We start from the raw sequence: 23285 nt of genomic DNA on the forward strand, positions 1-23285 counted from the left end.
GCCATTCGCTAGGGCTTTGCCTCGTTCAAGAACTCGAACGTGTCGCGCCAGCCCTTGCCCCGGACCGGGAAGTCCTTCCGGAGCGGATACCCCTCGTCGTAGTCGTCCGGCATGAGTATCCGCCGCAAGTCCGGATGGTTCTTAAAGCGGATGCCCATCATGTCGTAGACCTCCCGCTCCATGAACTCCGCCCCCTTCCAGATGTCCGTGAGGGACTGGACCTCGCAGTCGGCCTCAGGCACACGGGTCTTGAGCCGGATGCGGTGCCGCTTGCGGATCGAGTAGAACTCGTAGACGACCTCGAACCGCTCCTCGTCGTCCGGCCAGTCCACCGAGCTGACGTGGACGATGTAGTCGAAGTCCAGCTCAGGATCGTCGTGAAGGAAGCGGGCCACGTCGTGGAGCGCCTCCCGCGTGACGGTGACGGCCAGGTCGCCCCGCCATTCGACGGCCTTGACGAATCCCCCGGGGAACTTATGCTGGATCCGCTCCGCGATCGGATGCATCTTAACTGCCGTGATGGGTGATCGGTGATGCGCAAGGGCGCCTCGTCGGCCCGCCCTCTAGCCTATCACTCATCACCCATCACCCTTTCACCGCGGCCGGTTGTTTCGTGAACACCCGCCTCTGCATGATGCGCTCCTGCAGCTTGAGGATGCCGTCGAAGAGCGCCTCCGGCGTCGGCGGGCAGCCAGGCACATAGATGTCCACCGGCACGAACCGGTCCACGCCCTGCACTACGCTGTAGCTGTCGTAGATGTTGCCTGACGTGGCGCAGGAGCCCATGGCGATCACGTACTTAGGCTCGGGCATTTGGTCGTAGATCTTCCGGATCACCGGCGCCATCCGGCGACAGACCGTGCCGGCTACGATCATGAGATCCGACTGACGCGGGGAGGCACGGAACACCCCCGCCCCATAGCGGTCCATGTCGTAGCGGGAGGACACCGCGGCGATCATCTCGATGGCGCAGCAGGCGAGCCCAAAGGTCATCGGCCAGAGCGAGCCCTTCCGGGCCCAGTTCACGGCCTTCTCCACGGTCGTCGTGATGACGTCCAGCTGCCCGTCCTTCTCGTGCCGTCCGATCTGAATCAGTCCCATTCCAGCGCGCCCTTCTTCCAGGCATAGATGTAGCCGACCAAGAACAAGCCGATGAAGATCAGCATCTCGATCAGCCCGATCAGGCCGATGTCGTAGAAGCTCACGGCCCAGGGATACAGGAAGATGACCTCGATATCGAAAATAACGAACAACATCGCAAAGATATAGTAGCGGACCGGGAAGGGCATCCGCGCGTCAGAAAAGGGCTCGCTCCCGCATTCATAGGGGCTGAGCTTCTCCGGCTCAGGATACTTCGGCTGCAGCAGATAGCTGAGCAGCAGCGTCACCACGCCGAAGGCCAACGCGATCCCGATGAACAGCAAAATCGGGAAATAGCGCGTCAGATACTCGATCAACAGCGTAGATTCCGGCACCGCCCCCTCGCGCGAAAATCATTGACTTCTAACGCGGAATTGTCATCCTAGCCCCCGTTTCCTTGAATTTCAAGCGCGAAAAGGACCTACCGGGCTACCACCGAAAGCCCTACCGGGCCCTTCCCTGTGTAGAACCGTGAGGTCGAGCGCCCTGTTCGTCGGCTCTCGCTGGAGGCGAGACGGAGATTGTTTTTTGTGAAGGAAGGGGCCGGCGCGAAGTTCGTCCGGGGATCAGGAGGCCTTCGTCATCTTATCGGGCGGCGTTCGAAGGCCGGTCGGTTTCGCGCCGGATGCCGCATCCCATTCGGCCTCGAGCGGAGGGACGGCCTTGGCCTTCTTGCGCCGGTGGATTTGCGTCTCGATCCGCCGGGCTGGCAGCCCACCCGAGGTCGGCTGCTTCTCTCTGTCGGATCCTGGCTTCTGCATGGAAGCCTCCGCTGTCGTGCAGGGACGGTTCACGGTACCACTGGAGCTCTCAGGCAGTCAAATTTGCGCATCCGCCCGGCATTGCTTGACAATCCACCATCCTCTGGTATCGTGAAGCGGGCGAAGCCGTCACTGTCCAGTGCGCAGGAGGCGCGATGCTGAGGAACCTGTCCTGCGGATCAGTGCTCGCGGTCACCTGGCTGATTGCGTCTCCGCCACCGGCGCTCCAGGCCGCAGCGGGTCCAGAAACCGTCCGCATCGGAGAGCCGGCTCTGAGGTTCTCAGCCGGATTCATTCGCAAGGAGTTGCCCAAGGATGGGGTGGTCCTCGAGGCGACGGGCAACAAACGCCTGTATGCGGCGGGCGATCGCCTCAACCTGAAGCTGGCCCGGTCACAGGAGGCCGCGCCGGGCGCGTTCTACACGGTCTATCGCTGGGTCCATGAAGTCTTCCATCCCTGGAGCGGGGAGTACCTGGGCGACCTCTACACCATGGCCGCTGTCGTCCGGGTCATAGAGGTCAAAGACGATCTTGCCGTCACTGTCGTCGAGCGAATCTACGACAGCATCTCGCCCGGGTACGGCGTCATGCGTTTCGAACCACCGGCGCCGGAGGGGCGCGAGCCCTCGGATCAGATGAGCCCGACGGGGACCGGCACGATCGTGGCCCTGCCGCCACAGCAGACGATGATCGGGAAGGGCAGCCTCGTCTATATCGACTGGGGCCGGCGCGACGGCCTGCGTGCCGGCGACCGGTTGGAGGTCTTCCGGCTGCCGCCGGGGCGCCCGCGAGTAGTGATCGGCACGCTCAAGGTGCTCCACGCGGAGGAGGTCACGGCCTCAGCACTCATCCTCCAGTCCATCGAGCCTCTCCAACTCGGCGATCGGCTCTCGTTTAAGGAGGCGGCGCCGCCACCCGAGATGGAGCCGAAGCAGGTGCTGGAATCCGGCCTCGGTGAGCCCAGCCGGCCGGCCCCGGAGATCCCGAGCCGGGAGATCGCCAGCGAAGCCGCCGGCGCGCCCGGCTTGGCGACCCCGCAACTCCTGGCCGACCTGGCAAGCCGACTGGAATTCGACCCGGGCCAGGTCCTGCCCACCGCATCCACGCGGCCCTACCTCGACGCGATCGCGAGCCTGCTGCGGGGCTTGCCGGATCAGCAGGTCCGCATCGAGGGGCACGCCGACGACCAACCGATCGGCCGGGCACTGCTGGCCATCTTCCCGTCCAACCAGGAGCTGTCTGTCGCGCGGGCCGAGGCGGTCGCGCACTACCTCGTCGAGAAGGGCGGCGTGGACCAGACCCGCCTCGCCACCGCTGGATTCGGGGAGACCAGGCCCATCGCGTCGAACCGGACGGAGGCCGGGCGGAAGAAGAACCGCCGAATCGAGATCCGTCTCGTGTCCCCGGAAGGCTCCGCCGGCAGCGCGCCCGGGCCCACCCCGGTGGGGCACACCGGCGCGTCTAAAGGGAATCCCTAGCCCCCAGCGGCTTGACACGCGGCTGACGCGGATGCTAGGCTGGCGCGTCTTCTTCGCGCCCCGCCGCGAACGCGCCTTCGTCCGCCAACGGGTTCGCCGGTACCGATTGTGATCAAGAGTTCTGTCGCGCGCCGTTACGCCAAGGCTCTGTTCGACCTCCTGGACACCGGAAGCGTGGAGCCGACCCGCGCCGGGCTGACCGCGCTGGGGGCGGCTCTGTCCGCCTCCGCGACCCTGCACCACGTGCTGGCGTCGCCGGCCACCAGCTTCGAGGAGAAGCTGGAGGTCCTGACCGCGTTGGGCCAGCGGGTCGGGTGCCCGACCGTCGTGACCTCGTTCCTGTCCCAGCTCGTCAAGAAGAACCGCGTCCGGTTTCTGCCCGAGATCGCAGAAGCCTTTGCGGCGCTCGCCGACCAGGCGCGCGGCGCCCGGCGGGTCGCCGTCACCTCGGCCCGGCCGCTCGACGCCGCGGAGGCCGACCGGATCCGGGCCCGGTTGAAGGACCTGCTCCGCCAAGACGTGGAGCTGGAGTTTCGGACGGACCCAGCGCTGATCGCCGGCGTCCAGGTCCGCATCGGGAGCACCGTGTTCGACAGCAGCGTGAGGGCCCGGCTGACCGCGATGAAGGCCCTCCTCTCCAAGGAGTAGCGGCATGCAGATCAAGACGGAAGAGATCACCACGATCATCAAGGAGAAGATCAAGGGCTTCGACCAGCGCGTCGAGGTCAAGGAGCGCGGGTCGGTGATCCAGGTGGGCGACGGCATCGCCAAGATCTACGGGCTCGAGGGCGCCATGGCCGGCGAGCTGCTCGAATTCCCGGGCGGCCTCTACGGCATCACCTTGAACCTCGAAGAGGACAGCGTCGGCGCCGTGCTCATGGGCGACGACACCGGGATCAAGGAAGGCGACCCGGTCAAGCGCACCGGGCGCATCGCGGAGGTCCCCGTGGGCGAGGCGCTGATCGGCCGCGTGGTCAACGCGCTCGGCCAGCCCCTGGACGGGAAGGGCCCGATCAAGGCCACGGCGACGCGCCGGATCGAGGTTCGCGCGCCGGGGGTGGTGACCCGGCAGTCTGTCCGCGAGCCGCTCCAGACCGGCCTCAAGGCCATTGACGCGATGATACCGATCGGCCGCGGCCAGCGCGAGCTCATCATCGGCGACCGGCAGACCGGCAAGACCGCGATCGCCGTGGACACGATCATCAACCAGAAAGGCCAGAACGTCTTTTGCATCTACGTCGCGATCGGCCAGAAGCGCTCCACCGTCGCTCGGGTGATCAAGACGCTGGAGGAGCATGGCGCGATGGAGTACAGCATGGTCGTCTCGGCGACCGCGAGCGAGGCCGCGTCGCTGCAGTTCATCGCCCCCTACGCCGGCGTCGCCATGGGCGAGTATTTCCGCGACAGCGGACGGCACGCCCTGATCGTCTACGACGACCTCTCCAAGCACGCGACCGCGTACCGCCAGCTCTCGCTGTTGCTGCGGCGGCCGCCGGGCCGCGAAGCCTACCCGGGCGACGTCTTTTACCTGCACTCGCGCCTGCTGGAGCGGGCCGCCAAGCTCAACGATAAGCTGGGCGGCGGCAGCCTCACCGCGCTCCCGATCATCGAGACGCAGGCGGGCGACGTGTCCGCCTACATTCCGACGAACGTCATCTCGATCACCGACGGACAGATCTACCTCGCGGCCGACCTCTTCTATTCCGGCATCCGGCCCGCGATCAACGTCGGCCTCTCCGTCTCCCGGGTCGGCGGCGCGGCCCAGATCAAGACCATGAAGCAGGTCGCCGGCACCCTGCGGCTGGACCTGGCCCAGTACCGCGAGATGGCGGCCTTCGCCCAATTCGGGAGCGAGCTGGACAAGGCCACCCAGCAGCAGCTCGCGCGCGGCGTCCGGATGGTCGAGCTGCTCAAGCAGGGCCAGTACAAGCCTATGCCGGTGGCCGATCAAGTCCTGTCCATCTTCGCCGGCGTGAATGGCTTCCTCGACGACGTCGCCGTGGACAAAATCCAGTCGTTCGAGGCGGACCTGCTCCGCTACGTCGCCGAGCACCACCCACAGATCAAGAAGGACCTGGTGTCGAAGCCCAAGATTGACGAGGCTCTCGCCGGCGAGCTGAAGCAGATCATCACGACCTTCAAGCAGAAGATGGGATACGGCGCGAAGCCATAAGCCCGTCAATGGTCATTAGACAGGGGTCATTCGTCAAATGGAAAAAGCGCAGTACTGGGTTCCTCCTCCAGTGACCAGTGACCAGTGACCATGTGACCCGAATCACCCATGCCGAGTCTTCAGAGCTACCGGCGCAAGATCGCCGCGGTCAAGAACACGCAGAAGATCACCAAGGCCATGAAGATGGTGGCTGCGGCCAAGCTCAAGCGCGCGCAGGAGCGCATCCTCGCCGCGCGGCCGTACGCCCACAAGCTTCGGAGCGTGCTCGCGGACCTGAGCCAGCGGGTCAACCGGGCCTCTCACCCGCTGCTCCAGAAGCGGGCCGGCCGGCAGATCGAGGTCCTGGTCGTCACCAGCGACCGCGGCCTCTGCGGCGCGTTCAACGCGAACATCCTCCGCAAGGCGATGGAGTTCATCCGTGAGGTCGAGGCGCGCGGAGTTGCCGTGACCGTGAGCCTCGTCGGGCGGAAGGGCCGGGACTACTTCCGCCGGCGGCCCTGGCCGATTCGGCAGCAGTGGGTCGGCGTCTTCGACCGGTTGACCTACGAGCACGGGCTCGACGTGGGGCAGGATCTGATCGAGCACTACGTCAAGGGCACCTTCGACGAGCTGCACGTCATCTACAACGAGTTCAAGTCGGCCATCCAGCAGCGGGTGGTGGTCGAGAAGCTGTTCCCGATCGACCCGTTCGAGCAGGCCAGCGAAGGGCTCTCCGGCGGCAGCTATCTCTACGAGCCCGACGAAGACGAGCTGCTCGCCGCGCTCCTGCCCAAGCACTTCCACTGGCAGGCGTACCGGATCCTGCTCGAATCGTCGGCCGCCGAGCACGGCGCCCGTATGGCGGCCATGGACGGGGCGACGCGCAACGCCGGCGAGCTGATCAAAAAGCTGACGCTCTACTACAACAAGACCCGGCAGGCCGCGATCACGAAGGAGCTGATGGACATCGTCGGCGGCGCCGAGGCGCTGAAGGGGTAAGGAGCGATATGAGCACAGGTAAGGTCGTCCAGGTCATCGGTCCCGTGGTGGACGTGGAGTTCCCCCAGGGGCACCTTCCGAACATCTATAACGCGCTCCGGATCGAGCAGGACGAAGATCTGGCGAGCGGCCGGCCGGAGATCCGGTTGACGCTCGAGGTCGCCCAGCATCTCGGCGAAAACCGGGTCCGCACGGTCGCCATGTCCTCGACGGACGGGCTGGTCCGCGGCATGCCGGTCCGCGACACGGGCGCTCCGATCTCCGTGCCGGTCGGCCGCGAGACGCTGGGCCGTCTGATCAATGTCCTGGGCGAACCCGTGGACGAGCGCGGGCCGATCAAGGCCAAGAAGACCTATCCGATTCACCGCCAGGCCCCGCCGCTCGAAGAGCAGGAGACCAAGACCGAGGTGCTGGAGACCGGGATCAAGGTGGTGGACCTGCTCGAGCCCTATGCCAAGGGCGGCAAGGTGGGCCTCTTCGGCGGTGCGGGCGTGGGCAAAACGGTCATCATCATGGAGCTGATCAACAACATCGCGCTGCACCACGGCGGCTTCTCGGTCTTCGCCGGCGTAGGGGAGCGGACGCGCGAGGGCAACGACCTCTGGCACGAGATGCAGGAATCCAAGGTCATTGACCCGGACGACTACACCAAGTCCAAGGCCGCGCTCGTGTACGGGCAGATGAACGAGCCGCCGGGCGCGCGGCTGCGCGTCGGGCTCACCGGCCTCACGATCGCGGAGTACTTCCGCGACGAGGAGCACCAGGACGTGCTCCTGTTCATCGACAACATCTTCCGTTTCACGCAGGCCGGCTCCGAGGTGTCCGCGCTGCTCGGCCGCATGCCTTCCGCGGTGGGCTACCAGCCGACGCTGGGCACCGAGATGGGCGCCCTGCAGGAGCGCATCACCTCGACCAAGCGGGGCTCGATCACGTCGGTCCAGGCCATCTACGTGCCCGCCGACGACCTCACCGACCCGGCGCCGGCCACAGCCTTCGCCCACCTGGACGCGACGACCGTGCTCTCCCGCCAGCTCGCGGAGCTCGGCATCTACCCCGCCGTGGACCCGCTGGACTCCACGTCGCGGATCCTCGACCCCCAGATCGTCGGTGAAGAGCACTACCGGGTCGCGCGCGCCGTCCAGTCGGTGCTGCAGCGGTACAAGGACCTCCAGGACATCATCGCGATCCTGGGCATGGACGAGCTGTCGGAGGAGGACAAGCTCATCGTCGCCCGGGCCCGGAAGATCCAGCGGTTCCTGTCACAGCCGTTCCACGTAGCCGAGGCCTTCACCGGCACCAAGGGCACGTATGTCAAGCTCAAGGACACAGTCCGGGGCTTCAAGGAGATCGTGGAGGGCAAATACGACGACCTGCCCGAGCAGGCCTTCTACATGGTAGGAACGATCGAAGAGGTCGTGGAGAAGGCCGAGAGGCTGGGGTACAAACGAGCGTGACGCGGTCGTGCGGGTGATGGTCGGTGGTCAGTGGTCGATGAATACGCGGGGCCCTTCACGGACCCCTGGCCCCTGACCCCTGGCCCCGACCACGGACCCTTGCCTGAAAGGACCTCGATGGCCGGAAAGGTACTACTAGAGGTCGTCACCCCTGAGCGCCTCCTGTTGAGCAAGGAGGTGGACGAGGTCATCGCGCCGGGCGCCGAAGGGGACTTCGGCGTGCTGCCGGGCCACTGCCACTTTCTCTCGACGCTGCGGATCGGCGAGCTGCGGTACCGGGTCGGAGAGGCGGTCTCCTACATGTCCGTCCTCTGGGGCTTCGCCGAGGTCACGCCACGGAAGGTCACGATCCTGGCCGAGATCGCCGAGAAGGCCGAGGACATTGACGTGGAGCGGGCGGAGGCGGCCGTCCGTGCCGCCGAGCAAAAGCTCGAGCAGGGCGGCCTGCTCCCGTCCGAGGTCGAGCAGGTCCGCGTCAGCCTGGAGAAGGCCCGCCTCCGGCGGAAGCTCGCCGAACGCGCCCGCCAGAAGTAACGCGCCCGCTCCTTGCCAGGCCGGCTCTTGACTCACTACCCCTCCTCTAGTACCGTATCCGGAGGTTTCACTTCGGAACCATTCTGGTGGCTCCTCAGGAGAGGGCATGGCCACGCTCACCATCAAGAACATTCCGGATCGAGTGGTCAAACGCCTGAAGGCACGGGCGGCCGAACATCGTCGGAGCCTGAATCACGAGGTCATTGCCTGCCTGGAAGCGGCCGCTCAAGCCACGCCTGTTGATCCCGACGCATTCTTAGCCCGCGTTCGGCTGATCCGACGGAAACCCGCAAATTTCAGGCTGACCGATCGGACCCTGACGCAACTCAAGACCGCTGGCCGGCCATGATCGTCGCTGACACCAACCTGCTGGTGTACCTCTATGTCGAGGGCCAGCGAACGGGACAAGCGGAGGCTGTCCTGGTTAAAGACCCCGTGTGGGCCGCGCCGCTCCTGTGGCGGTCTGAGTTTCGCAACACCTTGGCGGGGTTGATTCGCAGGAAGGCGTTGGCACTGGAGGATGCGTTGCGGATCGTGGACGATGCGGAGCAGGCCATCACCGGACGCGAGTACAGCGTACTCTCCCAGCACGTCCTGCAGCTTGCCGCCCGGTCCGGGTGCTCCGCCTATGACTGCGAATTCGTTGCGCTGGCCCAGGACCTGGGCATTTCTTTTGTCACATCCGACCGCCAGGTGCTGGCGGCGTTCCCTGGCACGGCGGTATCCCTGGACCGGTTCACCGCCTAGAGTCCACTCCTCCCAACCAACGACAATCGAGAATTCCGCTAAACGCGCCTGCGCGCGAAGCGGCTCCATGCTTCCCCTTCCTACGCTCTATGCCACCCCGGCTCTCACCAGGCATGTCTCTTCGCTCCGCCAACCTCGTTCACAAGGTTACCGTTGACAACTACTCGCACATTTACGCACATCTTCCAGGGAATGATCAATGCCCAGGACCACCGTCATCATCTACCAGGAGGATGATGGAACGGTGCCGCTGCTGGATTGGATGGACACTGGCAAGATCTCCGTCGGCCGGAAGCCGATTACCTCAGGGACGGAATCTACGAGCTCCGCGGGATGCTCCAAGGTGCCCAGTACCGCGTGCTCTATTTCTTCCATGGCACGACTGCGGTGGTGTTATCCCGTTGGCCGGTCAAGGAGCGAGTCGTCCCAGTGGCGGAGATCGAATTGGCCATCAAGCGAAAGAGAAGGTTTGCGATGGACCCGCAAGGGCATACCCACCGGGAGGGCTAGTCATGCCGGGTGCGAGGAAAAGACGGACGACCGACGAGGTCGAGATCCCTCACCGTCAGTATTATAGAGGAAAGCCGAAGCGGCTCGCCGGGTTGAAATTCGGTTCGTGCCGGCTTCCGGCAATTGCATGCAGCATTGCCGGCGACAATATCCAAGTCGAAAGCGGCGGAATCGAAGCAGCGGACGAAGTGCCTGCCACTGAGACGTGGTAACCGCCATGGCGGAACGCGGAATCGAATATCATGACCCACCGATCGCGCTCCGTCGAGTCCCTAAATGTTCGCCAGTTCGACGTGGTGGTAGCCATGACACCGTGGATCGCCGATCAATTGCAACGGCTTGGTGTCGACTTTGCTCCACTGCAGTCAGTCAACGTAGACGACCCGTATGGCAAGGGCCTCGCCGAGTACCGGAAAGTGGCAGACCACATCGAGCAGGCATTGCACCGGCTTGCGCCGGAGCTGCGCTGACGTCGTGCACACGATGACGGACATGGAATACTTGCAGGATGGAATCCGTCGAATCAAGGCGGGCGAGGTACAGACCGGCTCGCACGCGGCCGGAATCTTTGGTCGTTGCGCAGCACGGACGTGACCACGGTCGCGCCGATTTGCCAGACCCTGAGCGCGATCAGAACGTCGTCCATCGGCCCGAGCCGGTCTCCCAGGCCGCGCCCGTCCCCGTGGAGGCCACAATACAGGTATCCCGCGCGGCCAACCAGGGGGCGCCCTGAGAGAGAATCCGCCAACCTCGAGGCCAAGCCGCCGCAACGTCGGCCGTGGGCGCCGCGAGCCGGAAGCAAACCTGGCTGTATGTTGCAGCGATCACGTAGTTGGGCTATGCTGGTCATCGGTGTTCCGATGGCCCAGTCTGATACCAGGGCTCGTTCTCGCTTCTCCCGAAGCCGGCGCCCTCCCCGTGCGTACGAGGCTATCTCGAGCCTGCCCCAGTTCCCGCTGCTGCACACGCTCGTCACGATCATCCTCTGCTACCACCTGCTGTTCAGTCGGGAGACGACCCTCACCCCCGAGGAGACCCACGTCACCGTCGCCCTCCTGCTGGGCTGTGCCGTCCTGCTCTGGCGACTTCCCGCCCCGCTCCTGGGAACCAACTGGTTCGTCGCCACGTGGATCCTGGGCGTCACCCCCTGACCGTCGCCATCATGCATCTTTCGGGCCACAGGAGCTCCGATCTCTACATCATCTTTTTCCTGATCATCCTCCTGGCGGCGTTCGCGCCGAGCTTGAAGCAGACCATCGCGCTTTCGGTCCTTCTATGCCTCGGCTACGGATTCGTGCTGTATTCATCGGTCGAGGGGTTCGGATCCCTGTCCGAATCCCATTTTCTTCGCTTTCCGCTTCTGCTCATCATCGGAACTTTCTACGGACACAGCCTCGACCTGTTACGCCAGGAGCGCCAGGCAATGTGGGCGCTCCGGCAACGGCAACAGGCGACGGAGGCGGCTTATCAGGAGAGCGTGGAACGGCTGGATCTTGTGTTGAACCAGGCCCACGACGCTGTCTTCTTCGTCGAGCCGACCGGGGTCATTCGCTGGTGCAACCGCCAGGCCATGGCGATCACCGGACAGGCGAAGGAGCACCTGATCGGACAATCGCTCGTGACGCTCCTATCGCCCGAGTCCGCACGCGCCATGGAGGAGCGCCTGGCGACCGTGGAGGCAGGCGAGCGGGTGCGGCCCCCGCTGGAGGTCCAGCTTGCCCGCGCCGACGGCGCAACGGCCTGGTTGGAGGTCAACGCCACGGTCATCGCGCCGAGCCGGGACATGACCGGACGGCTCCTCCTGGCCCGCGACATCACGGAGCGGAAGCGCGCCGTGGAGGAGAACAGCTCCTCGAAACGCAGCTTCGGCAGGCGCACAAGCTGGAAGCGCTGGGCCAATTGGCCGGCGGCGTCGCCCACGACTTCAACAACCTCCTCACAGTCATCATCGGCAACAGCGAGTTCCTCGCCACGCACCTGCCCCGCGACCACCCCCGCTTCAAGCATGTGGAGCAGATTCGGCAGGCGGCGACGCAGGCGTCAGCCTTGACGAGACAACTGCTGGCCTTCAGCCGCCGGCAGGTCCTGGAGCCGGAGGTGCTCAATCCCAACGACATCGTGATCGGCTTGCAGGACATGCTCCGCCGGCTCATTGGCGAGGACATCGAGTTGGTCACGAGGCTGGGCCTGGATGTGGGCCGAATTCGGGCCGATCGGGGGCAAATCGAACAGGTGCTGCTGAACCTCGCGCTCAATGCGCGGGACGCCATGCCCCAGGGCGGACGGCTCACCATCGAAACCGCCAACGTCCGGCTCGACGAGCGCACGGCGTTCCAGTACTTCCCCGCGCCGCCCGGCCCGTACGTCCTGTTGGCGATCTCGGACACCGGCTGCGGCATGGACGAGGCAACCCAGTCCCGTATCTTCGAGCCGTTCTTTACGACGAAAGAAAAGGGAAAAGGGACGGGGTTGGGGTTGTCCACCGTTACGGAATCGTGCAACAGAGCGGCGGCGCGTTGTGGATGACCACTGAGCCGGGACGGGGCACCACGTTCAAGGTCGGGCTGCCGCGGGTGGAGGCTCCGTTGACGCCCCCTGAGGACGTATCCGGAGCCATGGGCGCCCGCCGGGGCTCCGGAACGGTCCTGCTCGTCGAGGACGACGAGATGATCCGGACCCTGGCGTCCCACGCCCTACACGAGCACGGGTACGCGGTGCTCGAGGCCGCGACCGGCGAGGAAGCCGTTCGCCTCTGTCGCGAGCGCCGCGATTCGCTTCATCTGGTCATCACCGACGTGGTCTTGCCAGGCATCAGCGGCTACGAGCTGGCGCAACGCCTGAAGGGGCTGCAAGCGGACATCAAAGTGGTTTACATCTCCGGCTATCCGGGCCACACCCTCGACCGATACGGTCCGGTGGACAGCAGCTCTCCGCTCTTGCAGAAGCCCTTCTCTCTGGACCGCCTGGTCCAGACGGTGCACGAAATGCTGGCAAGCTAGCCGCTACCCGACCAACCTCTTCCGGATGGCGTACTGGATGAGCTCCGCAGTATTGCGAAGCTGAAGCTTCTGCAGGATGCGGGCGCGGTAGGTGCTGACGGTCTTCACGCTGATCCTGAGATCCGCCGCAGTCTCCGTGACGGTCTTGGCCGAGCCCAGCAGCCGCAACACCTCGAACTCCCGGGTGGATAGCGTGGTATAGCTCGGCGCCTTCGATGGGTCGCCTACCGGCTCGACGGCCTGCCCGGCCAGTCGGGCGGTCACGTACTTCCCGCCGGCCACCAGCGTACGGATCGCCCCGATCAACTCCTTCCGCGAGCTGTCCTTCGTGAGATAGCCGTCCGCGCCCGCGGCGAGCGCGCGCGGGCCGAACAGGTGCTCATCGTGCATCGTGAGCACGAGGACGCGGAGATGAGGATGTTCGCGCTTGATGACCCGGAGGACCTCGATGCCGCTCGGGCCCGGCATGCTGATGTCCAAGAGCACCACGTCGCACGCTTGCCGCCGGACCAGATCGAGCAGCTCGCGTCCGTCCGACGCTTCGCCAGCGACCTCGATGTTCGGCTCCGCGCTGAGCAGCTCCCGGAATCCCTGGCGGACCAAGTGATGGTCATCGGCCAGCACCACGCGAATGCGTCTCGACGGCATAGGCTCCTCGGTTACTCATGACGAATCGTGCCAGCGCGCTAGGATAGCGGGTTTTTGCGTCCATGCACAGGCCCGGAAGCCCCATGGCTCGGACACCCTCTCGACCCTTCGGCTGTCCTGGTTCATTCGACACTTTCCACCCGATGCCGCTTCCCGTTCTCCGGTCTCGAGGGCCTTCGTCAGACACGGACCGGGCGGCCACACGCTCGGGGACGCCCTTGTAATCTACCCGGCGATGTGGCAGGTTGACCCACCGCCCGCCGATTGCAGAGGCGCTGATTGCGAGAGAGAGTCGAGACCCGCATCGAGCTTGTTGTGACTCCGGGAGAGGCCCCGAAACGGCTCGACCGGTTCCTCGCCAACCGGCAGCCGGGCCTCTCCCGCTCGGCCGTGCAGCGCCTGATTGACGAGGGGCGCGCCGCAGTGAACGGAGCCCCCGCCAAGGCCAGCTACAGGATCCGGCCCGGCGATGTGATCACCCTCGCTGTCCCGCGGCCCGAGCCCCTCGCCCTCCTCCCCGAGCCAATCCCGCTCACGATCCTGTACGAGGACGAGGCCCTCTTGGTGCTGGACAAGCCGGCCGGGCTGGTCGTCCACCCGGCCCCGGGCCACTGGAGCGGCACCCTGGTCAACGCGCTGCTTTATCATCTGAGCGCACCGGGCTCGCCGGACGGGTCGCTCTCCACGATCGGCGGCCAGGAGCGGCCCGGACTGGTGCACCGACTGGACAAGGACACCTCGGGCGTGATGATCGTGGCCAAGACGGACGAGGCCCACCGCGGGCTCGCCGCGCAGTTCAAACAGCACACCATCACCCGGATCTACGAAGCCTTGATCTGGGGAGTCCCCAAGAAGCCCGCCGGGGTGATTGACCTGGCCATCGGTCGGGACGTCAAGGAGCGCAAGAAATTCTCCGCGCGCACCGCCAGACCGAAGCTGTCAGTGACGGAATACCGCGTGGTCGAGCGGATGGGCAAGCTGGCCGCCCGGGTCGAGCTCTTTCCCAAGACCGGCCGGACGCACCAGCTCCGGGTGCATCTCTCGTCCCTCGGCCACCCGATCTTGGGCGATCCGGTCTACGGCGGGCGGAAGGTGGCAGCACCGGAGGGGATACCCGTGCCCCGCGTCATGCTCCATGCCCGAACGCTCGGCTTTACGCACCCGGCCACCCGCGCGTATTGTGAATTCGCCGCGCCGCTGCCGCCCGACATGGAGGCGGTGCGGGACGCGCTCGCCGCGCGCGCCGGCGCGCCGGCGGCGAAGCCCGGACGAACCGGCGCTTGACAGTGGCCGGGCGCCGAGGTATCACTCAGCGACCCTGCAGGGAAAAACCGTGGACGCGAGCGAAGTGCTGGACGTGGTAGGCGCCCTCGTGGCGTCCTTCAAGACCTACAGCGCCAAGGTGCCCGCCGTCCTCCACATGCCAGTCGTCCCGGGCGGGCTCCGGCCCTCACCCGAGGCGGTGGAGGCCTACGAGAAGACCGTCTATCGGTTCCGCCAGCAGGCGACGGACCCCGCGTTTCGGCGGCTCAACGAAATCTTCATTGACTCCCTGGAAGCCTTCGAGTCCGGGTGGATCCTGAGAGGCGTACAGAACCTCCTGCTGGCGCTCGACCAGCTCGAGCTCATGCAGACGGAAAAGACGATGCCTCTCACCAAGCCCCAGGCGGACCGGCTGCGCGAGTATCGGACCACCCTGCACAAGATCATGCCGGGCAACAAGCCGGAGCTGGACGGCGCGGGGAAAGGCCTCCAGTAAAGCAGTGATCGGGGATCAGTCTTCAATGGCCCATCTTGGGGCCGGCGGCGTTGGCGCCCTGGGAGACCAGCGTGATCCGAACGGTCTGTTGGCAGTGGGGACACTTCATGCGCATCGTCAGCTCGTCGGGATATTCAACCTCTTCGTCCTTGACCCACATGAGGCGGCTGCAGCGCGGACAGGTTTTCACGACCATGGGGGTCCTCAGACGGCTCCGTGACAACCGGCGGTACTCTAATACGGAAGGGCCGTCCCGCTCAAGCCCATGATCACCTTTTCCGACCGTAAGGACCTGGACCCCGCGCAGCTCCTGCGTCTCTTCGACCAGGCGCCTTGGGCCAAGGGCCGCACCCTGGAGGACGCCCGCGAGATGCTGGCCAGTACCGACCTGGCGATCTCCGCCTGGGACGGCGACCGGCTGGTCGGGTTCGGACGCGTCCTGACCGACTACGTCTACCGGGCCTCCATCTGGGACGTGATCGTGGACCAGGCCTACCAGGGCCAGGACATCGGCAGCGCCCTCATGCAGCAGATCCTCCAGCACCCCAGCCTCAAGCGGGTCGAGCTGTTCTGGCTCTGCACGCGGGACAAACAGGCCTTCTACGAGAAGCTCGGCTTCTCTTCCAAGGAGCAGACCGGGATGGTCTGGGCCCGGGCGCCGCAAGCCCGGCTGGAGTAACGTCACGCCGCCGCGCGGCGGAGCCGCTTGGGGGAGAAGAGCACGGAGAGGAAGAAGACCGTCGTGGCGAGGAGCACGATGGCGGGGCCGGAGGGGAGGTCCCAGGCGTAGGAGAGCAGCACGCCGCCGACCGCGGAGAGCGTCCCGATGGCGACCGCGTAGCCCGTCATCTGTGCGAGGCTGTGCGTCAATTGGTAGGCCGTGGAGGCCGGGATCAGCACCATGGCGAAGACCAGGATCGCCCCCACGATCTTGAGCGCGACCACGACGGTGAGCGCGACCAACGTCAGGAGCAGGTAGAAGATCCGTCGGGCCGGCACGCCGGAGGCCTCCGCCATCTCCTGATCGAAGGCGATGAAGTACAGCTCCTTGGCGAAGGCGGCGATCACGCCCAGAACCAGCAACCCCAGCGCGACGATGCCCTCCAGCTCTTCCGTCGTCACCGAGAGCACGCTCCCGAACAGGTAGCCGTACACCTCGGCGTTATACGTCTTCATCAGCCCAATGAACAGGATCGCCAGCGCCATGGTGGCCGTGTAGAGGATCCCGATCGAGACATCCAGCTTCATCCGGCCGGTTTCCTCCATGAACCCGCTGATCCAGGCCGTGGCCAGGCCGAAGGCGACCGCGAGCGGGAACGGCGGCAGACCGAGCAGGTAGGCGAGCGCGACGCCTGCGAAGGCGGCATGGGAGGTGCCCGCCCCGATAAAGGCCAGCCCCCGGAGCACGACGAACACGCCGATCAGGGAGCAGACCGCCCCGACCGTCGCCGCGGCCAGCAGCGACCGCTGCATGAAGTCGTAGGCCAGCAGTTCGAGCATGGGCCAGGGGCTCAGGGCGAGTGGCTAGCGGCTAGGAGGGCCGGATTGAGGAAATTCTTACCCCCCCTGCCTCTCGCCACAGGCCCCTCGCCATCTTTCAGTGGTGGTGATAGTCCTCGACGAGGATCAGGTCCTTCTCGGTGATGACCAGCTCCTTGCCATACACCTGGCTGAGGAGCTCGGGCCGGAGCACCTCCTCCGGCGGGCCCGCGGCGTACAGCCGGGTCTTGAGCAACACCAGCCGGTCCACATACGACCGGATCATGTTGATGTCGTGCGTGATCAGCAGGACCGTCAACCCCAGGTCCCGGTGGAGCCGGCGGATCAAGTCCAGGACGCTGTGCTGGGTCGTGATATCAATGCCGGTGGTCGGCTCATCCAGCAGCAGGACCTGCGGCTGTTGCGCGAGCGCCCGCGCGATCAGCACCCGCTGCTGTTGCCCGCCCGACAGGTGTCCCAAGGGCGCGTCCTTGTACTCCAGCATGCCGACGTTGGCGAGCGCCTCCAGCGCCAGCTCACGGTCCCGCTGCGCCGGCCGGCGAAGCAACCCGAGCGCGCCGTACCGCCCCATCATCACCGCCTCGAGCACGGTGATCGGAAAGTTTCGATCCAGGGCTCCCTTCTGGGGCAGGTAGCCGATCCGCGCCCGGTGGTGGCACCGCAACTCTTCGCAGGCACAGTCGAAAATCTGGAGGCTCCCCGCGAGCGGGCGCAGGAGGCCGAGCACAGCCCGGCAGAGGGTGGTCTTGCCCGAGCCGTTCGGCCCGATGACGCCGATGAACTCGCCCTCCGCGATCTCGAGCGAGATGTCCTTGAGGGCGATCACGCCCGGAAACCCGAAGGTCGCGCGAGAGAAGCGAATGATGCTGGGGGCAGTCATGAAATGAACCAGCGACACGCCATCCGGCGGCCCCGCGGAGCCGCTGGCGCCGGCTATGGCGCGTCCAGGGCCTGGGTCAATTGGAGCACGTCGTAGCGTAGCATATCCAGATAGGTTTCGGTGCCGGGCAGGCCGCCGGGCAGCGGGGTCAGCAGCACGACGCGGGCGCCGGTCTCCCGGGCAAGGAGCTCCGGGACCTTGCGGTTGAGCTGCGGCTCGGAGACGATCACCCGGATCCCCTGGCCGCGCATGCGCGCGATCAAGTCCTGGACGTGCCGCGCGGACGGCTCGGCGCCCGGCTGCGCGACGATTTCGCCCACGATCTCGAGGCCGAACCGGCGCGCGAAATACGGCCAGGCCGGATGATGGACGACGATGCGGCGCTGGCGGACCCGGCGGAGCCGGTCGGCCAGCTCGGCTTGGAGCTGGTCGAGCTGGCGCAGGTACGCCGCCAGATTGTTCCGGTAGTCGGCGGCATGCTCGGGGTCCACCCGGCTGAAGGCCTCCGCGATATGGCGCAGCATGACCTTGACGTTCTCAGGGTCCAGCCAGACGTGCGGGTTGCCCTCCGGGCGGTCGCCCTCGGTGGTCCGGCTCGGCCCTTCGTGGTCGCGGACCAAGGCGATGCCCCGCGAGGTCGTCACCCGCAGCAAGTCGCGGTTGCCGGCGTTCTCGACCAGCGCCCCCACCCAGACCTCCAACCCGACGCCGACCTCGAGCAGGACGCGCGCCTTCCGCACCGCGACGAGGTCGCTTGGTTTGGGCGAGTAGGTATGCTCGCTCTCCAGCCCGGACAGCAGCGACGTGACCCGGACGTGTGACCCGCCGACGCGCTCGGCCAGGTCCTTGAGCACGGGGATCGTCACGACAACATTGAACGGCGCGGCGGCCTGGGCTCCACAGGGGACCGCCAGCAGCCAAATCGCTGCGGCAAACAGGCGAAGCGGCGCGAGACGCACAGAGACAAGCGGCGGCATGCGCGGACCGTAGCATCACGCCTAGGGAAAGTCAACGCGCCCGGGTCCGTCTACCAGGTCGTCAAGGTCGCTTGACGGCGTCCGCCAGTTCGGCTAGCGTAGCGCCGCCCATGCATGTCATCGGCCTGATGTCCGGCACCTCGGGGGACGGCGTGGACGCGGCGCTGGTCTCGATCGAGGGCACCGGCCACGACCTCAAGGTCGCGCCGCTCGCGTCGCTGACGCTCCGCTATCCGCCCGCGCTCCGGCAGCGGCTGCTCGCCGCGGCGGCGGGTGGCACCGTGGCGGAGGTCTGCCACCTGAACGCGGTGCTGGGCGAATGGTTCGCCAGGGCGGCGCGGCGCGTGGCCGCGCGCGCCGGCCTCCGCCTCGCGGACGTGCACCTGATCGGCTCGCACGGGCAGACCATCCACCATCTCCCGAACCAGGTCCGGGAGCCCGGCGTCGGGTGGGTCCGCTCTACCCTTCAGATCGCCGAGCCCGCCGTGATCGCGGAGCGGACCGGGCTGACCACCGTCGCCGACTTCCGCCAGCGCGACCTCGCCGCCGGGGGGCAGGGGGCACCGCTGACGCCCTACGTCCATTACCTGCTGTTCCGCGACCCGGGGCGCTCCCGTCTGATCGTCAACTTGGGCGGTATCAGCAATGTCACGTACCTGCCGGCTGGTGGAGCGTTGACCGACGTGCTCGCCTTCGACACGGGCCCCGGCAACATGGTCCTCGACGCGCTCGTGCACCGGCTCACCGGGGGCCGGCAGACCATGGACCGGGACGGGCGGCGGGCGGGCCGGGGACGCGTGGACGCCGAGTTGCTCGCGACGCTCCTCGCTCATCCGTTCCTTCGGCGGCGGCCGCCCAAGTCCACGGGCCGCGAGGAGTTTGGCGAGCCGTTCCTCCGACGGCTCGTCGCGCTCCAGCGGCGGCGCCGCCGGCCAGGCCCGGATATCCTGGCGACCTGCGCGCTGTTTACGGCCATGACGGTTGGCGGCGCGCGCCGCTGGCTCCCCGGCCCCCTCGACGAGGTGATCGTCGGGGGCGGCGGCGCGCGGAATCGCACCGTCATGGCCGACCTGGCCGCCGTGTTCGCGCCGACGCCGGTGGCGCCGTTCGAGCGGCTCGGCTGGGACAGCAAGGCCTTCGAGGCGGTCGCGTTCGCCGTCCTGGCCTACCAGACCATTCGGGAGCACTGCGCCAACGTCCCGGCCGCGACGGGCGCGGCGCATCCCGTCCTGCTGGGGAAGATCGTACCCGCAGGCCCCGGTTGGATGGACCGCCTGTCCTCTGCGCTCGGCCGATCGGGAGTGCCGCGCCCGTGATCGTCCTCGCACTCGCCGCCCTTGGGCTGACCTTGCTGGGGCTGGTGGCCTGGTTTCGCATCAGGAAGCGACTGCCCGCCGGCGCTCGGCCCACGGCCGCTCGCTCCCCGATCCCGGACGGCGTGGTCCTCGACCCCCAACCGCTCCTGAGCCCGCCCGAAGCGACCTTCTACAACGTGCTGCGGCTGGCCGTGCAGGATCGTTACCTCGTGCTCGCCCAGGTCCCACTCTGGTGTCTGGCCGAGGTGAAGGCCGCGGACGCGGCGCAGCGGCGTGCCTTCCTGAGCACGCTCGCCTTCAAGCGGCTTGACTTCGCGCTCGTCCACCCCGGGACGCTGCTCGTGGAGAAGGTGATCGATCTGGACGATCCGGAGGCGGCCACGCCGCAGCGGCAGGCGCGCGCGAAGCTGATTGACGAGCTGTGCCGGGCGATCGGGGTCGAGGCCGTGCGGCTCAACGGAGCGACGACCTACACGCCGGCTGCATTGGCGACGGCGCTGGGGCTGGAGCCGGAGGAGTGAGGGCTCAGCCCGCCGCCGGTGGTCCTGGTCCAGGCCCCACGTGACCGAGACTGGGCAACCGTCCGAGTGCTCCCCGAAATCGAGCCGCCTAGCCTGCATTATTCATGAACACTTCTGCTGCAACCGCAGATTCGCGGCTGCGACAAGCCTGCGTGCGAATTTCAAGCACGCAGGCGGGCGGGCTCGCCGCTCAGTCAGTCAACGTGCTGCAGGGAGCACGCCTCCTTCCTTCGCGGCTCCACGCGCCCGTCTCGCCAGGCGACTCCGCGATTTCGCGACGAACCGCCAGTAGAGTCGAACATGGGCGCTGGCCTGGAGCCGCTCTCGATGGTGTCGATGCACGCATCTACCCCAACCACAGCGGTCAGGAGTTTCCCCCATCCGCTCATCGACTTGTGTCGTCGCCGCAAGAAGTGCCGCACCCGCGTTGCGCCAGACCGATCCACCGCCCGATACGCCATCAGACGCGTCCCATAGGAGAAAGAGGCCGCCCAACCCCGCAACACGCTGTTGAGTTCGGCTCGTACTGGCTCCCAGGGGAGCTGATTGCCCGAGCCTAGGATCTGTCGGATGCGCCTCTTGATCCCTTGCACCGCCCTCTTGGCCGGGGCTGCTCCCAGATACCAGTGGCCGTCTTTGCGATAGGGCTGCGGCCCGAAGGTATAGCCCAGGCACGTGAACGGCTCACGCCGCCCATTGCACAGGCGCGTCTTCTGCTCGTTCAACGTCAACCCCATCGGCTGGAACCACTGCCGGGGCTGCGCCAGGACTTCGGCGGCCCCCTGCCGACACAGCACCACGACGTCGTCGGCAGAGTTGACCAGTCGTGCCCCGTAGCGCCGGTCCAGTCCGGCGTGGCGGAACGCTTGCAGGTAGCGGTTCATGTAGAGGTTCGCGAGCAACGGCGGCACCCGCTTGGCGGGTACCCGCCCGCCTTGCGGGATGCCCCGCGTCGCCCGCTTGCCTCCCGGGTACCGCCATCCGTCGCGCCCCGTCCGCTCGGCCACCGGCGCTTTCAGCCACCGCTTCAGCAGCCGGAGCAGTTTCCGATCGCTGATCCGGCGTGCCAACGCCTGCATCAAGGCCGCGTGCGGGATCGTGTCGAAGTCCTGCGACACATCCGCATCGACCACCTGCGTCTGCCCGGCACACAGCGCCCGGTGGACGGTTGCCACCGCCGCGCGCGCCGTGCGCCCCGGACGATAGCCATAGGCCGTGGGTTCCATGTCCGCCTCAAAGATCGGGGGCAGGATCAGCAGGACGGCCGTCTGCCCCACCCGATCCCGAATCGTCGGAATCCCGAGTGGCCGCTCCCCGCCGGCGGGTTTGGGAATCCGCACCCGTCGCACGGGCTGCGGGCGGTCGGTCTCCGTCCGCAGGGCCTCCTGCACGGCGGCCAGCCATCGCTCCCGTCCCGCTGCCTCAATGGCCTCGAACGTCTCTCCATCCACGCCCGACGCTCCGTCGCGTTGTTTCGCGAGGGCGTAGGCATGGGCCAAGATGTCCGCCCGATAGACCTTGTCGTACAGCAGGGAGAAGCGATAGGTCGGCGCCTGCTTGGCTTTGGTGCCCAGTGCCTCTTGGAGTCGCCGGATCGTACGTGGAGTTGCCAGGCTCACGCCAATCTCCTGATCCTTCTCTCGGTGAGGCACGCCTCGAACCAGGGCTCCTTCCCTCCTCGGCGGTTGTGTTGTCCGCCGAGTGCCATCGGTCCGATGAGCCCCTCCGACTTCCCGCCCGGCTCCACCCTCGTGATGGAGCGAGGCCTGCGCGGCCCCGCCGAGCGGGATCTCCCGTGTTGCCCTGTGTGCTGTGCCGACGTGCCACGCCCACTACCCCGGCGAGGAAGTCTGGGCTCATCGGTCGGGTGCTCCTCCAGACTCCAGCGGCCTTCCCGGTTATTCAGGCCGGTCGGCCCTCGCGACTGCACGTTCGAGGCCTGCTCAGGCTTCACCCGTGTTGCGGCCCGTCGGCTCGCTGACCCACCCACGGTGGGCCTCTGTCCCGAGGGCTTCAGTCGGTCAGTGACCCTTGCGACTGCCTTGGTAGCTACTGGGGTGTCCCGACAACTCCCCAGACAGGACTTGCACCTGTGAGACACACAGCGCCTTTTCACGGCGCACTGAATAATGCAGGCTAGGGTGATCTGTGGGCGCGGCGACGCGAACAGGCCGGGCGGTCCTCCCTCACCCGCGATGCCCGTGCTGATGTGCGCCGTGGTCGCCGGCGTGGGAATGGTCGTGGCCGCGCACGCCAACCGCATGCCGATGCGCGTGGCTATGCCGATGGCTGTGCTCATGGCTGTGGGCGGCGGCGCCCTCGTGGCGATGCTGGTGCGTGTGGCGATGGCTGTGCCGATGCGTGCCCTTCATGACATCCCTCCTCTGAAGCATCCGAAACGGCCGCGCGGCCTCCCAAGGTCCTCGGTGAATTATTCATTGGCCACGGGTTGAACGCAAGCGCTATTCAGGAGTCAGGGCGTGCGATGACCCCCGGCTCACGGCACCTTCGATTTCAACCAGCGGACGTACCAGGGCGCCAGGAGCATCGGCACGATGAACAGCACGACCAATCCGACCTCGATGCCCGGCGGCGACGGCAGGCCCCGCGTCACGAACGCGCAGAGCACGTCGTACCAGGCAATGCCGAGCCCCAGCATGATGAGGCACAGGCGACGCACCTTCGGGGAATAGTCGGAGACGACCCGGAGCACGCGCGGCGTCACGGTCACGCCGTAGGCTGCGGCGAGCCCCAGGTCCTGCACCAATCCACGCGCCAGATCGTGAGCCGGCATCAGCCGGTAGGTGCCGCGGCCGAGCAGGTAGACCGCCACCGCGTCATAGGCCACCAGGGCGAGGAAGCAGGAGCCGGCGATCACCAGCCCGACGGACAGCCACTTCGGCATCCGCG

The 23285-nt window shown here is 66.6% G+C and carries 30 protein-coding genes; 19 read left to right on the plus strand and 11 right to left on the minus strand.

Annotated elements, in window-relative coordinates; genetic code table 11:
- Positions 1 to 8 precede the first annotated feature (8 nt).
- The 4 genes from ACWHYQ_RS19320 to ACWHYQ_RS19335 all read right to left on the minus strand — a co-directional run bounded on the left by ACWHYQ_RS19320 (position 9) and on the right by ACWHYQ_RS19335 (position 1901).
- Positions 9 to 506, minus strand: a complete 498-nt coding sequence (locus ACWHYQ_RS19320; protein ID WP_447973718.1) for an NADH-quinone oxidoreductase subunit C — start codon at positions 504 to 506, stop codon at positions 9 to 11.
- 79 nt (positions 507 to 585) lie between these two features.
- Complete coding sequence (locus ACWHYQ_RS19325; protein WP_447973719.1) at positions 586 to 1101, minus strand: NADH-quinone oxidoreductase subunit B; 516 nt, start codon at positions 1099 to 1101, stop codon at positions 586 to 588.
- Positions 1092 to 1475 (minus strand): NADH-quinone oxidoreductase subunit A, encoded by a 384-nt coding sequence (locus ACWHYQ_RS19330; protein WP_447973720.1) that lies wholly within the window; start codon positions 1473 to 1475, stop codon positions 1092 to 1094. The genes ACWHYQ_RS19325 and ACWHYQ_RS19330 overlap by 10 nt, the downstream gene beginning before the upstream one ends.
- A 231-nt stretch (positions 1476 to 1706) precedes the next feature.
- Entirely contained in the window at positions 1707 to 1901 is a 195-nt protein-coding gene (locus ACWHYQ_RS19335) for a hypothetical protein (protein ID WP_447973721.1), read from the minus strand.
- Between the two features lie 155 nt (positions 1902 to 2056).
- Between ACWHYQ_RS19335 and ACWHYQ_RS19340 the strand changes: the two genes are divergently transcribed.
- The 14 genes from ACWHYQ_RS19340 to ACWHYQ_RS19405 all read left to right on the plus strand — a co-directional run bounded on the left by ACWHYQ_RS19340 (position 2057) and on the right by ACWHYQ_RS19405 (position 12774).
- Positions 2057 to 3379, plus strand: a complete 1323-nt coding sequence (locus ACWHYQ_RS19340; RefSeq protein ID WP_447973722.1) for an OmpA family protein — start codon at positions 2057 to 2059, stop codon at positions 3377 to 3379.
- A 108-nt stretch (positions 3380 to 3487) separates the two neighbouring features.
- A complete protein-coding gene (atpH, locus tag ACWHYQ_RS19345) occupies positions 3488 to 4027 on the plus strand; it encodes an ATP synthase F1 subunit delta (RefSeq protein WP_447973723.1) in 540 nt (179 codons plus the stop codon).
- Positions 4028 to 4031: 4 nt separating this feature from the next.
- Positions 4032 to 5552, plus strand: a complete 1521-nt coding sequence (gene atpA / locus ACWHYQ_RS19350) for a F0F1 ATP synthase subunit alpha (RefSeq protein ID WP_447973724.1) — start codon at positions 4032 to 4034, stop codon at positions 5550 to 5552.
- Positions 5553 to 5660: 108 nt separating this feature from the next.
- On the plus strand, positions 5661 to 6530 hold the full coding sequence (gene atpG / locus ACWHYQ_RS19355) for an ATP synthase F1 subunit gamma (RefSeq protein ID WP_447973725.1): 870 nt from the start codon (positions 5661 to 5663) through the stop codon (positions 6528 to 6530).
- Between the two features lie 8 nt (positions 6531 to 6538).
- Positions 6539 to 7984, plus strand: coding sequence for a F0F1 ATP synthase subunit beta (atpD, locus tag ACWHYQ_RS19360; RefSeq protein WP_447973726.1), 1446 nt, complete (start codon positions 6539 to 6541; stop codon positions 7982 to 7984).
- Between the two features lie 117 nt (positions 7985 to 8101).
- The gene (locus tag ACWHYQ_RS19365) at positions 8102 to 8518 is read left to right on the plus strand and encodes a F0F1 ATP synthase subunit epsilon (protein ID WP_447973727.1); all 417 of its coding nucleotides are present in this window, start codon (positions 8102 to 8104) and stop codon (positions 8516 to 8518) included.
- A gap of 106 nt (positions 8519 to 8624) precedes the next feature.
- On the plus strand, positions 8625 to 8867 hold the full coding sequence (locus tag ACWHYQ_RS19370; protein ID WP_447973728.1) for a FitA-like ribbon-helix-helix domain-containing protein: 243 nt from the start codon (positions 8625 to 8627) through the stop codon (positions 8865 to 8867).
- A complete protein-coding gene (locus ACWHYQ_RS19375) occupies positions 8864 to 9265 on the plus strand; it encodes a type II toxin-antitoxin system VapC family toxin (protein ID WP_447973729.1) in 402 nt (133 codons plus the stop codon). Before ACWHYQ_RS19370 ends, ACWHYQ_RS19375 begins: the two co-directional genes overlap by 4 nt.
- A gap of 333 nt (positions 9266 to 9598) precedes the next feature.
- Positions 9599 to 9775: a hypothetical protein gene (locus ACWHYQ_RS19380; protein ID WP_447973730.1), complete on the plus strand. Its 177-nt coding sequence runs from the start codon at positions 9599 to 9601 to the stop codon at positions 9773 to 9775.
- Positions 9776 to 10017: 242 nt separating this feature from the next.
- Positions 10018 to 10245 carry an arsenate-mycothiol transferase ArsC gene (locus tag ACWHYQ_RS19385; RefSeq protein WP_447973731.1) on the plus strand — a complete coding sequence of 76 codons (228 nt, stop codon included), beginning with the start codon at positions 10018 to 10020 and terminating at the stop codon, positions 10243 to 10245.
- Between the two features lie 390 nt (positions 10246 to 10635).
- Positions 10636 to 10926 (plus strand): hypothetical protein, encoded by a 291-nt coding sequence (locus ACWHYQ_RS19390; RefSeq protein WP_447973732.1) that lies wholly within the window; start codon positions 10636 to 10638, stop codon positions 10924 to 10926.
- Between the two features lie 11 nt (positions 10927 to 10937).
- A complete protein-coding gene (locus tag ACWHYQ_RS19395) occupies positions 10938 to 11825 on the plus strand; it encodes a PAS domain-containing protein (RefSeq protein WP_447973733.1) in 888 nt (295 codons plus the stop codon).
- Positions 11723 to 12301: an ATP-binding protein gene (locus tag ACWHYQ_RS19400; protein WP_447975605.1), complete on the plus strand. Its 579-nt coding sequence runs from the start codon at positions 11723 to 11725 to the stop codon at positions 12299 to 12301. The genes ACWHYQ_RS19395 and ACWHYQ_RS19400 overlap by 103 nt, the downstream gene beginning before the upstream one ends.
- Positions 12298 to 12774 carry a response regulator gene (locus ACWHYQ_RS19405; RefSeq protein WP_447973734.1) on the plus strand — a complete coding sequence of 159 codons (477 nt, stop codon included), beginning with the start codon at positions 12298 to 12300 and terminating at the stop codon, positions 12772 to 12774. Before ACWHYQ_RS19400 ends, ACWHYQ_RS19405 begins: the two co-directional genes overlap by 4 nt.
- Positions 12775 to 12777: 3 nt before the next feature.
- On the opposite strand, the gene ACWHYQ_RS19410 is transcribed toward ACWHYQ_RS19405, so the two are convergent.
- A complete protein-coding gene (locus ACWHYQ_RS19410; protein ID WP_447973735.1) occupies positions 12778 to 13422 on the minus strand; it encodes a response regulator in 645 nt (214 codons plus the stop codon).
- 315 nt (positions 13423 to 13737) lie between these two features.
- On the opposite strand from ACWHYQ_RS19410, the gene ACWHYQ_RS19415 reads away from it, so the two are divergent.
- Together ACWHYQ_RS19415 and ACWHYQ_RS19420 are read left to right on the plus strand one after the other, a co-directional pair.
- Complete coding sequence (locus ACWHYQ_RS19415; protein ID WP_447973736.1) at positions 13738 to 14706, plus strand: RluA family pseudouridine synthase; 969 nt, start codon at positions 13738 to 13740, stop codon at positions 14704 to 14706.
- Between the two features lie 49 nt (positions 14707 to 14755).
- Positions 14756 to 15181 carry a hypothetical protein gene (locus tag ACWHYQ_RS19420; protein WP_447973737.1) on the plus strand — a complete coding sequence of 142 codons (426 nt, stop codon included), beginning with the start codon at positions 14756 to 14758 and terminating at the stop codon, positions 15179 to 15181.
- A gap of 22 nt (positions 15182 to 15203) precedes the next feature.
- On the opposite strand, the gene ACWHYQ_RS19425 is transcribed toward ACWHYQ_RS19420, so the two are convergent.
- Positions 15204 to 15377 carry a hypothetical protein gene (locus tag ACWHYQ_RS19425; protein WP_447973738.1) on the minus strand — a complete coding sequence of 58 codons (174 nt, stop codon included), beginning with the start codon at positions 15375 to 15377 and terminating at the stop codon, positions 15204 to 15206.
- Positions 15378 to 15446: 69 nt separating this feature from the next.
- On the opposite strand from ACWHYQ_RS19425, the gene ACWHYQ_RS19430 reads away from it, so the two are divergent.
- On the plus strand, positions 15447 to 15860 hold the full coding sequence (locus ACWHYQ_RS19430; protein ID WP_447973739.1) for a GNAT family N-acetyltransferase: 414 nt from the start codon (positions 15447 to 15449) through the stop codon (positions 15858 to 15860).
- A gap of 2 nt (positions 15861 to 15862) precedes the next feature.
- Here the strand turns inward: ACWHYQ_RS19430 and ACWHYQ_RS19435 are convergent, their stop codons facing one another.
- The 3 genes from ACWHYQ_RS19435 to ACWHYQ_RS19445 form a co-directional block, all read right to left on the minus strand.
- A complete protein-coding gene (locus tag ACWHYQ_RS19435; RefSeq protein ID WP_447973740.1) occupies positions 15863 to 16681 on the minus strand; it encodes a metal ABC transporter permease in 819 nt (272 codons plus the stop codon).
- 97 nt (positions 16682 to 16778) lie between these two features.
- Complete coding sequence (locus ACWHYQ_RS19440) at positions 16779 to 17561, minus strand: metal ABC transporter ATP-binding protein (RefSeq protein WP_447973741.1); 783 nt, start codon at positions 17559 to 17561, stop codon at positions 16779 to 16781.
- Positions 17562 to 17614: 53 nt separating this feature from the next.
- On the minus strand, positions 17615 to 18538 hold the full coding sequence (locus ACWHYQ_RS19445; protein ID WP_447973742.1) for a metal ABC transporter substrate-binding protein: 924 nt from the start codon (positions 18536 to 18538) through the stop codon (positions 17615 to 17617).
- Positions 18539 to 18648: 110 nt separating this feature from the next.
- Here ACWHYQ_RS19445 and ACWHYQ_RS19450 point away from each other — a divergent pair, with 110 nt between their 5' ends.
- The gene (locus ACWHYQ_RS19450) at positions 18649 to 19854 is read left to right on the plus strand and encodes an anhydro-N-acetylmuramic acid kinase (RefSeq protein WP_447973743.1); all 1206 of its coding nucleotides are present in this window, start codon (positions 18649 to 18651) and stop codon (positions 19852 to 19854) included.
- Positions 19851 to 20375 carry a DUF2726 domain-containing protein gene (locus ACWHYQ_RS19455; RefSeq protein WP_447973744.1) on the plus strand — a complete coding sequence of 175 codons (525 nt, stop codon included), beginning with the start codon at positions 19851 to 19853 and terminating at the stop codon, positions 20373 to 20375. Before ACWHYQ_RS19450 ends, ACWHYQ_RS19455 begins: the two co-directional genes overlap by 4 nt.
- Before the next feature lie 194 nt (positions 20376 to 20569).
- Here ACWHYQ_RS19455 and ACWHYQ_RS19460 read toward each other — a convergent pair whose 3' ends face one another.
- Together ACWHYQ_RS19460 and ACWHYQ_RS19465 are read right to left on the minus strand one after the other, a co-directional pair.
- A complete protein-coding gene (locus ACWHYQ_RS19460) occupies positions 20570 to 21994 on the minus strand; it encodes a reverse transcriptase domain-containing protein (protein ID WP_447973745.1) in 1425 nt (474 codons plus the stop codon).
- Positions 21995 to 22872: 878 nt separating this feature from the next.
- Positions 22873 to 23280, minus strand: coding sequence for a hypothetical protein (locus ACWHYQ_RS19465; protein ID WP_447973746.1), 408 nt, complete (start codon positions 23278 to 23280; stop codon positions 22873 to 22875).
- Positions 23281 to 23285 lie beyond the last annotated feature (5 nt).

Source organism: Nitrospira sp. Kam-Ns4a, assembly GCF_965152595.1.

What these genes read in the sequence shown, in the direction of transcription:
- ACWHYQ_RS19320 (WP_447973718.1), bottom strand. Translation starts at nt 506, where the DNA reads ATGCATCCGATCGCGGAGCGGATCCAGCATAAGTTCCCCGGGGGATTC.
- ACWHYQ_RS19325 (WP_447973719.1), bottom strand. Translation starts at nt 1,101, where the DNA reads ATGGGACTGATTCAGATCGGACGGCACGAGAAGGACGGGCAGCTGGAC.
- ACWHYQ_RS19335 (WP_447973721.1), bottom strand. Translation starts at nt 1,901, where the DNA reads ATGCAGAAGCCAGGATCCGACAGAGAGAAGCAGCCGACCTCGGGTGGG.
- ACWHYQ_RS19340 (WP_447973722.1), top strand. Translation starts at nt 2,057, where the DNA reads ATGCTGAGGAACCTGTCCTGCGGATCAGTGCTCGCGGTCACCTGGCTG.
- atpA (WP_447973724.1), top strand. Translation starts at nt 4,032, where the DNA reads ATGCAGATCAAGACGGAAGAGATCACCACGATCATCAAGGAGAAGATC.
- atpG (WP_447973725.1), top strand. Translation starts at nt 5,661, where the DNA reads ATGCCGAGTCTTCAGAGCTACCGGCGCAAGATCGCCGCGGTCAAGAAC.
- atpD (WP_447973726.1), top strand. Translation starts at nt 6,539, where the DNA reads ATGAGCACAGGTAAGGTCGTCCAGGTCATCGGTCCCGTGGTGGACGTG.
- ACWHYQ_RS19365 (WP_447973727.1), top strand. Translation starts at nt 8,102, where the DNA reads ATGGCCGGAAAGGTACTACTAGAGGTCGTCACCCCTGAGCGCCTCCTG.
- ACWHYQ_RS19370 (WP_447973728.1), top strand. Translation starts at nt 8,625, where the DNA reads ATGGCCACGCTCACCATCAAGAACATTCCGGATCGAGTGGTCAAACGC.
- ACWHYQ_RS19375 (WP_447973729.1), top strand. Translation starts at nt 8,864, where the DNA reads ATGATCGTCGCTGACACCAACCTGCTGGTGTACCTCTATGTCGAGGGC.
- ACWHYQ_RS19380 (WP_447973730.1), top strand. Translation starts at nt 9,599, where the DNA reads ATGCTCCAAGGTGCCCAGTACCGCGTGCTCTATTTCTTCCATGGCACG.
- ACWHYQ_RS19385 (WP_447973731.1), top strand. Translation starts at nt 10,018, where the DNA reads ATGACCCACCGATCGCGCTCCGTCGAGTCCCTAAATGTTCGCCAGTTC.
- ACWHYQ_RS19390 (WP_447973732.1), top strand. Translation starts at nt 10,636, where the DNA reads ATGGCCCAGTCTGATACCAGGGCTCGTTCTCGCTTCTCCCGAAGCCGG.
- ACWHYQ_RS19395 (WP_447973733.1), top strand. Translation starts at nt 10,938, where the DNA reads ATGCATCTTTCGGGCCACAGGAGCTCCGATCTCTACATCATCTTTTTC.
- ACWHYQ_RS19405 (WP_447973734.1), top strand. Translation starts at nt 12,298, where the DNA reads ATGACCACTGAGCCGGGACGGGGCACCACGTTCAAGGTCGGGCTGCCG.
- ACWHYQ_RS19410 (WP_447973735.1), bottom strand. Translation starts at nt 13,422, where the DNA reads ATGCCGTCGAGACGCATTCGCGTGGTGCTGGCCGATGACCATCACTTG.
- ACWHYQ_RS19425 (WP_447973738.1), bottom strand. Translation starts at nt 15,377, where the DNA reads ATGGTCGTGAAAACCTGTCCGCGCTGCAGCCGCCTCATGTGGGTCAAG.
- ACWHYQ_RS19430 (WP_447973739.1), top strand. Translation starts at nt 15,447, where the DNA reads ATGATCACCTTTTCCGACCGTAAGGACCTGGACCCCGCGCAGCTCCTG.
- ACWHYQ_RS19435 (WP_447973740.1), bottom strand. Translation starts at nt 16,681, where the DNA reads ATGCTCGAACTGCTGGCCTACGACTTCATGCAGCGGTCGCTGCTGGCC.
- ACWHYQ_RS19440 (WP_447973741.1), bottom strand. Translation starts at nt 17,561, where the DNA reads ATGACTGCCCCCAGCATCATTCGCTTCTCTCGCGCGACCTTCGGGTTT.
- ACWHYQ_RS19445 (WP_447973742.1), bottom strand. Translation starts at nt 18,538, where the DNA reads ATGCCGCCGCTTGTCTCTGTGCGTCTCGCGCCGCTTCGCCTGTTTGCC.
- ACWHYQ_RS19450 (WP_447973743.1), top strand. Translation starts at nt 18,649, where the DNA reads ATGCATGTCATCGGCCTGATGTCCGGCACCTCGGGGGACGGCGTGGAC.
- ACWHYQ_RS19465 (WP_447973746.1), bottom strand. Translation starts at nt 23,280, where the DNA reads ATGCCGAAGTGGCTGTCCGTCGGGCTGGTGATCGCCGGCTCCTGCTTC.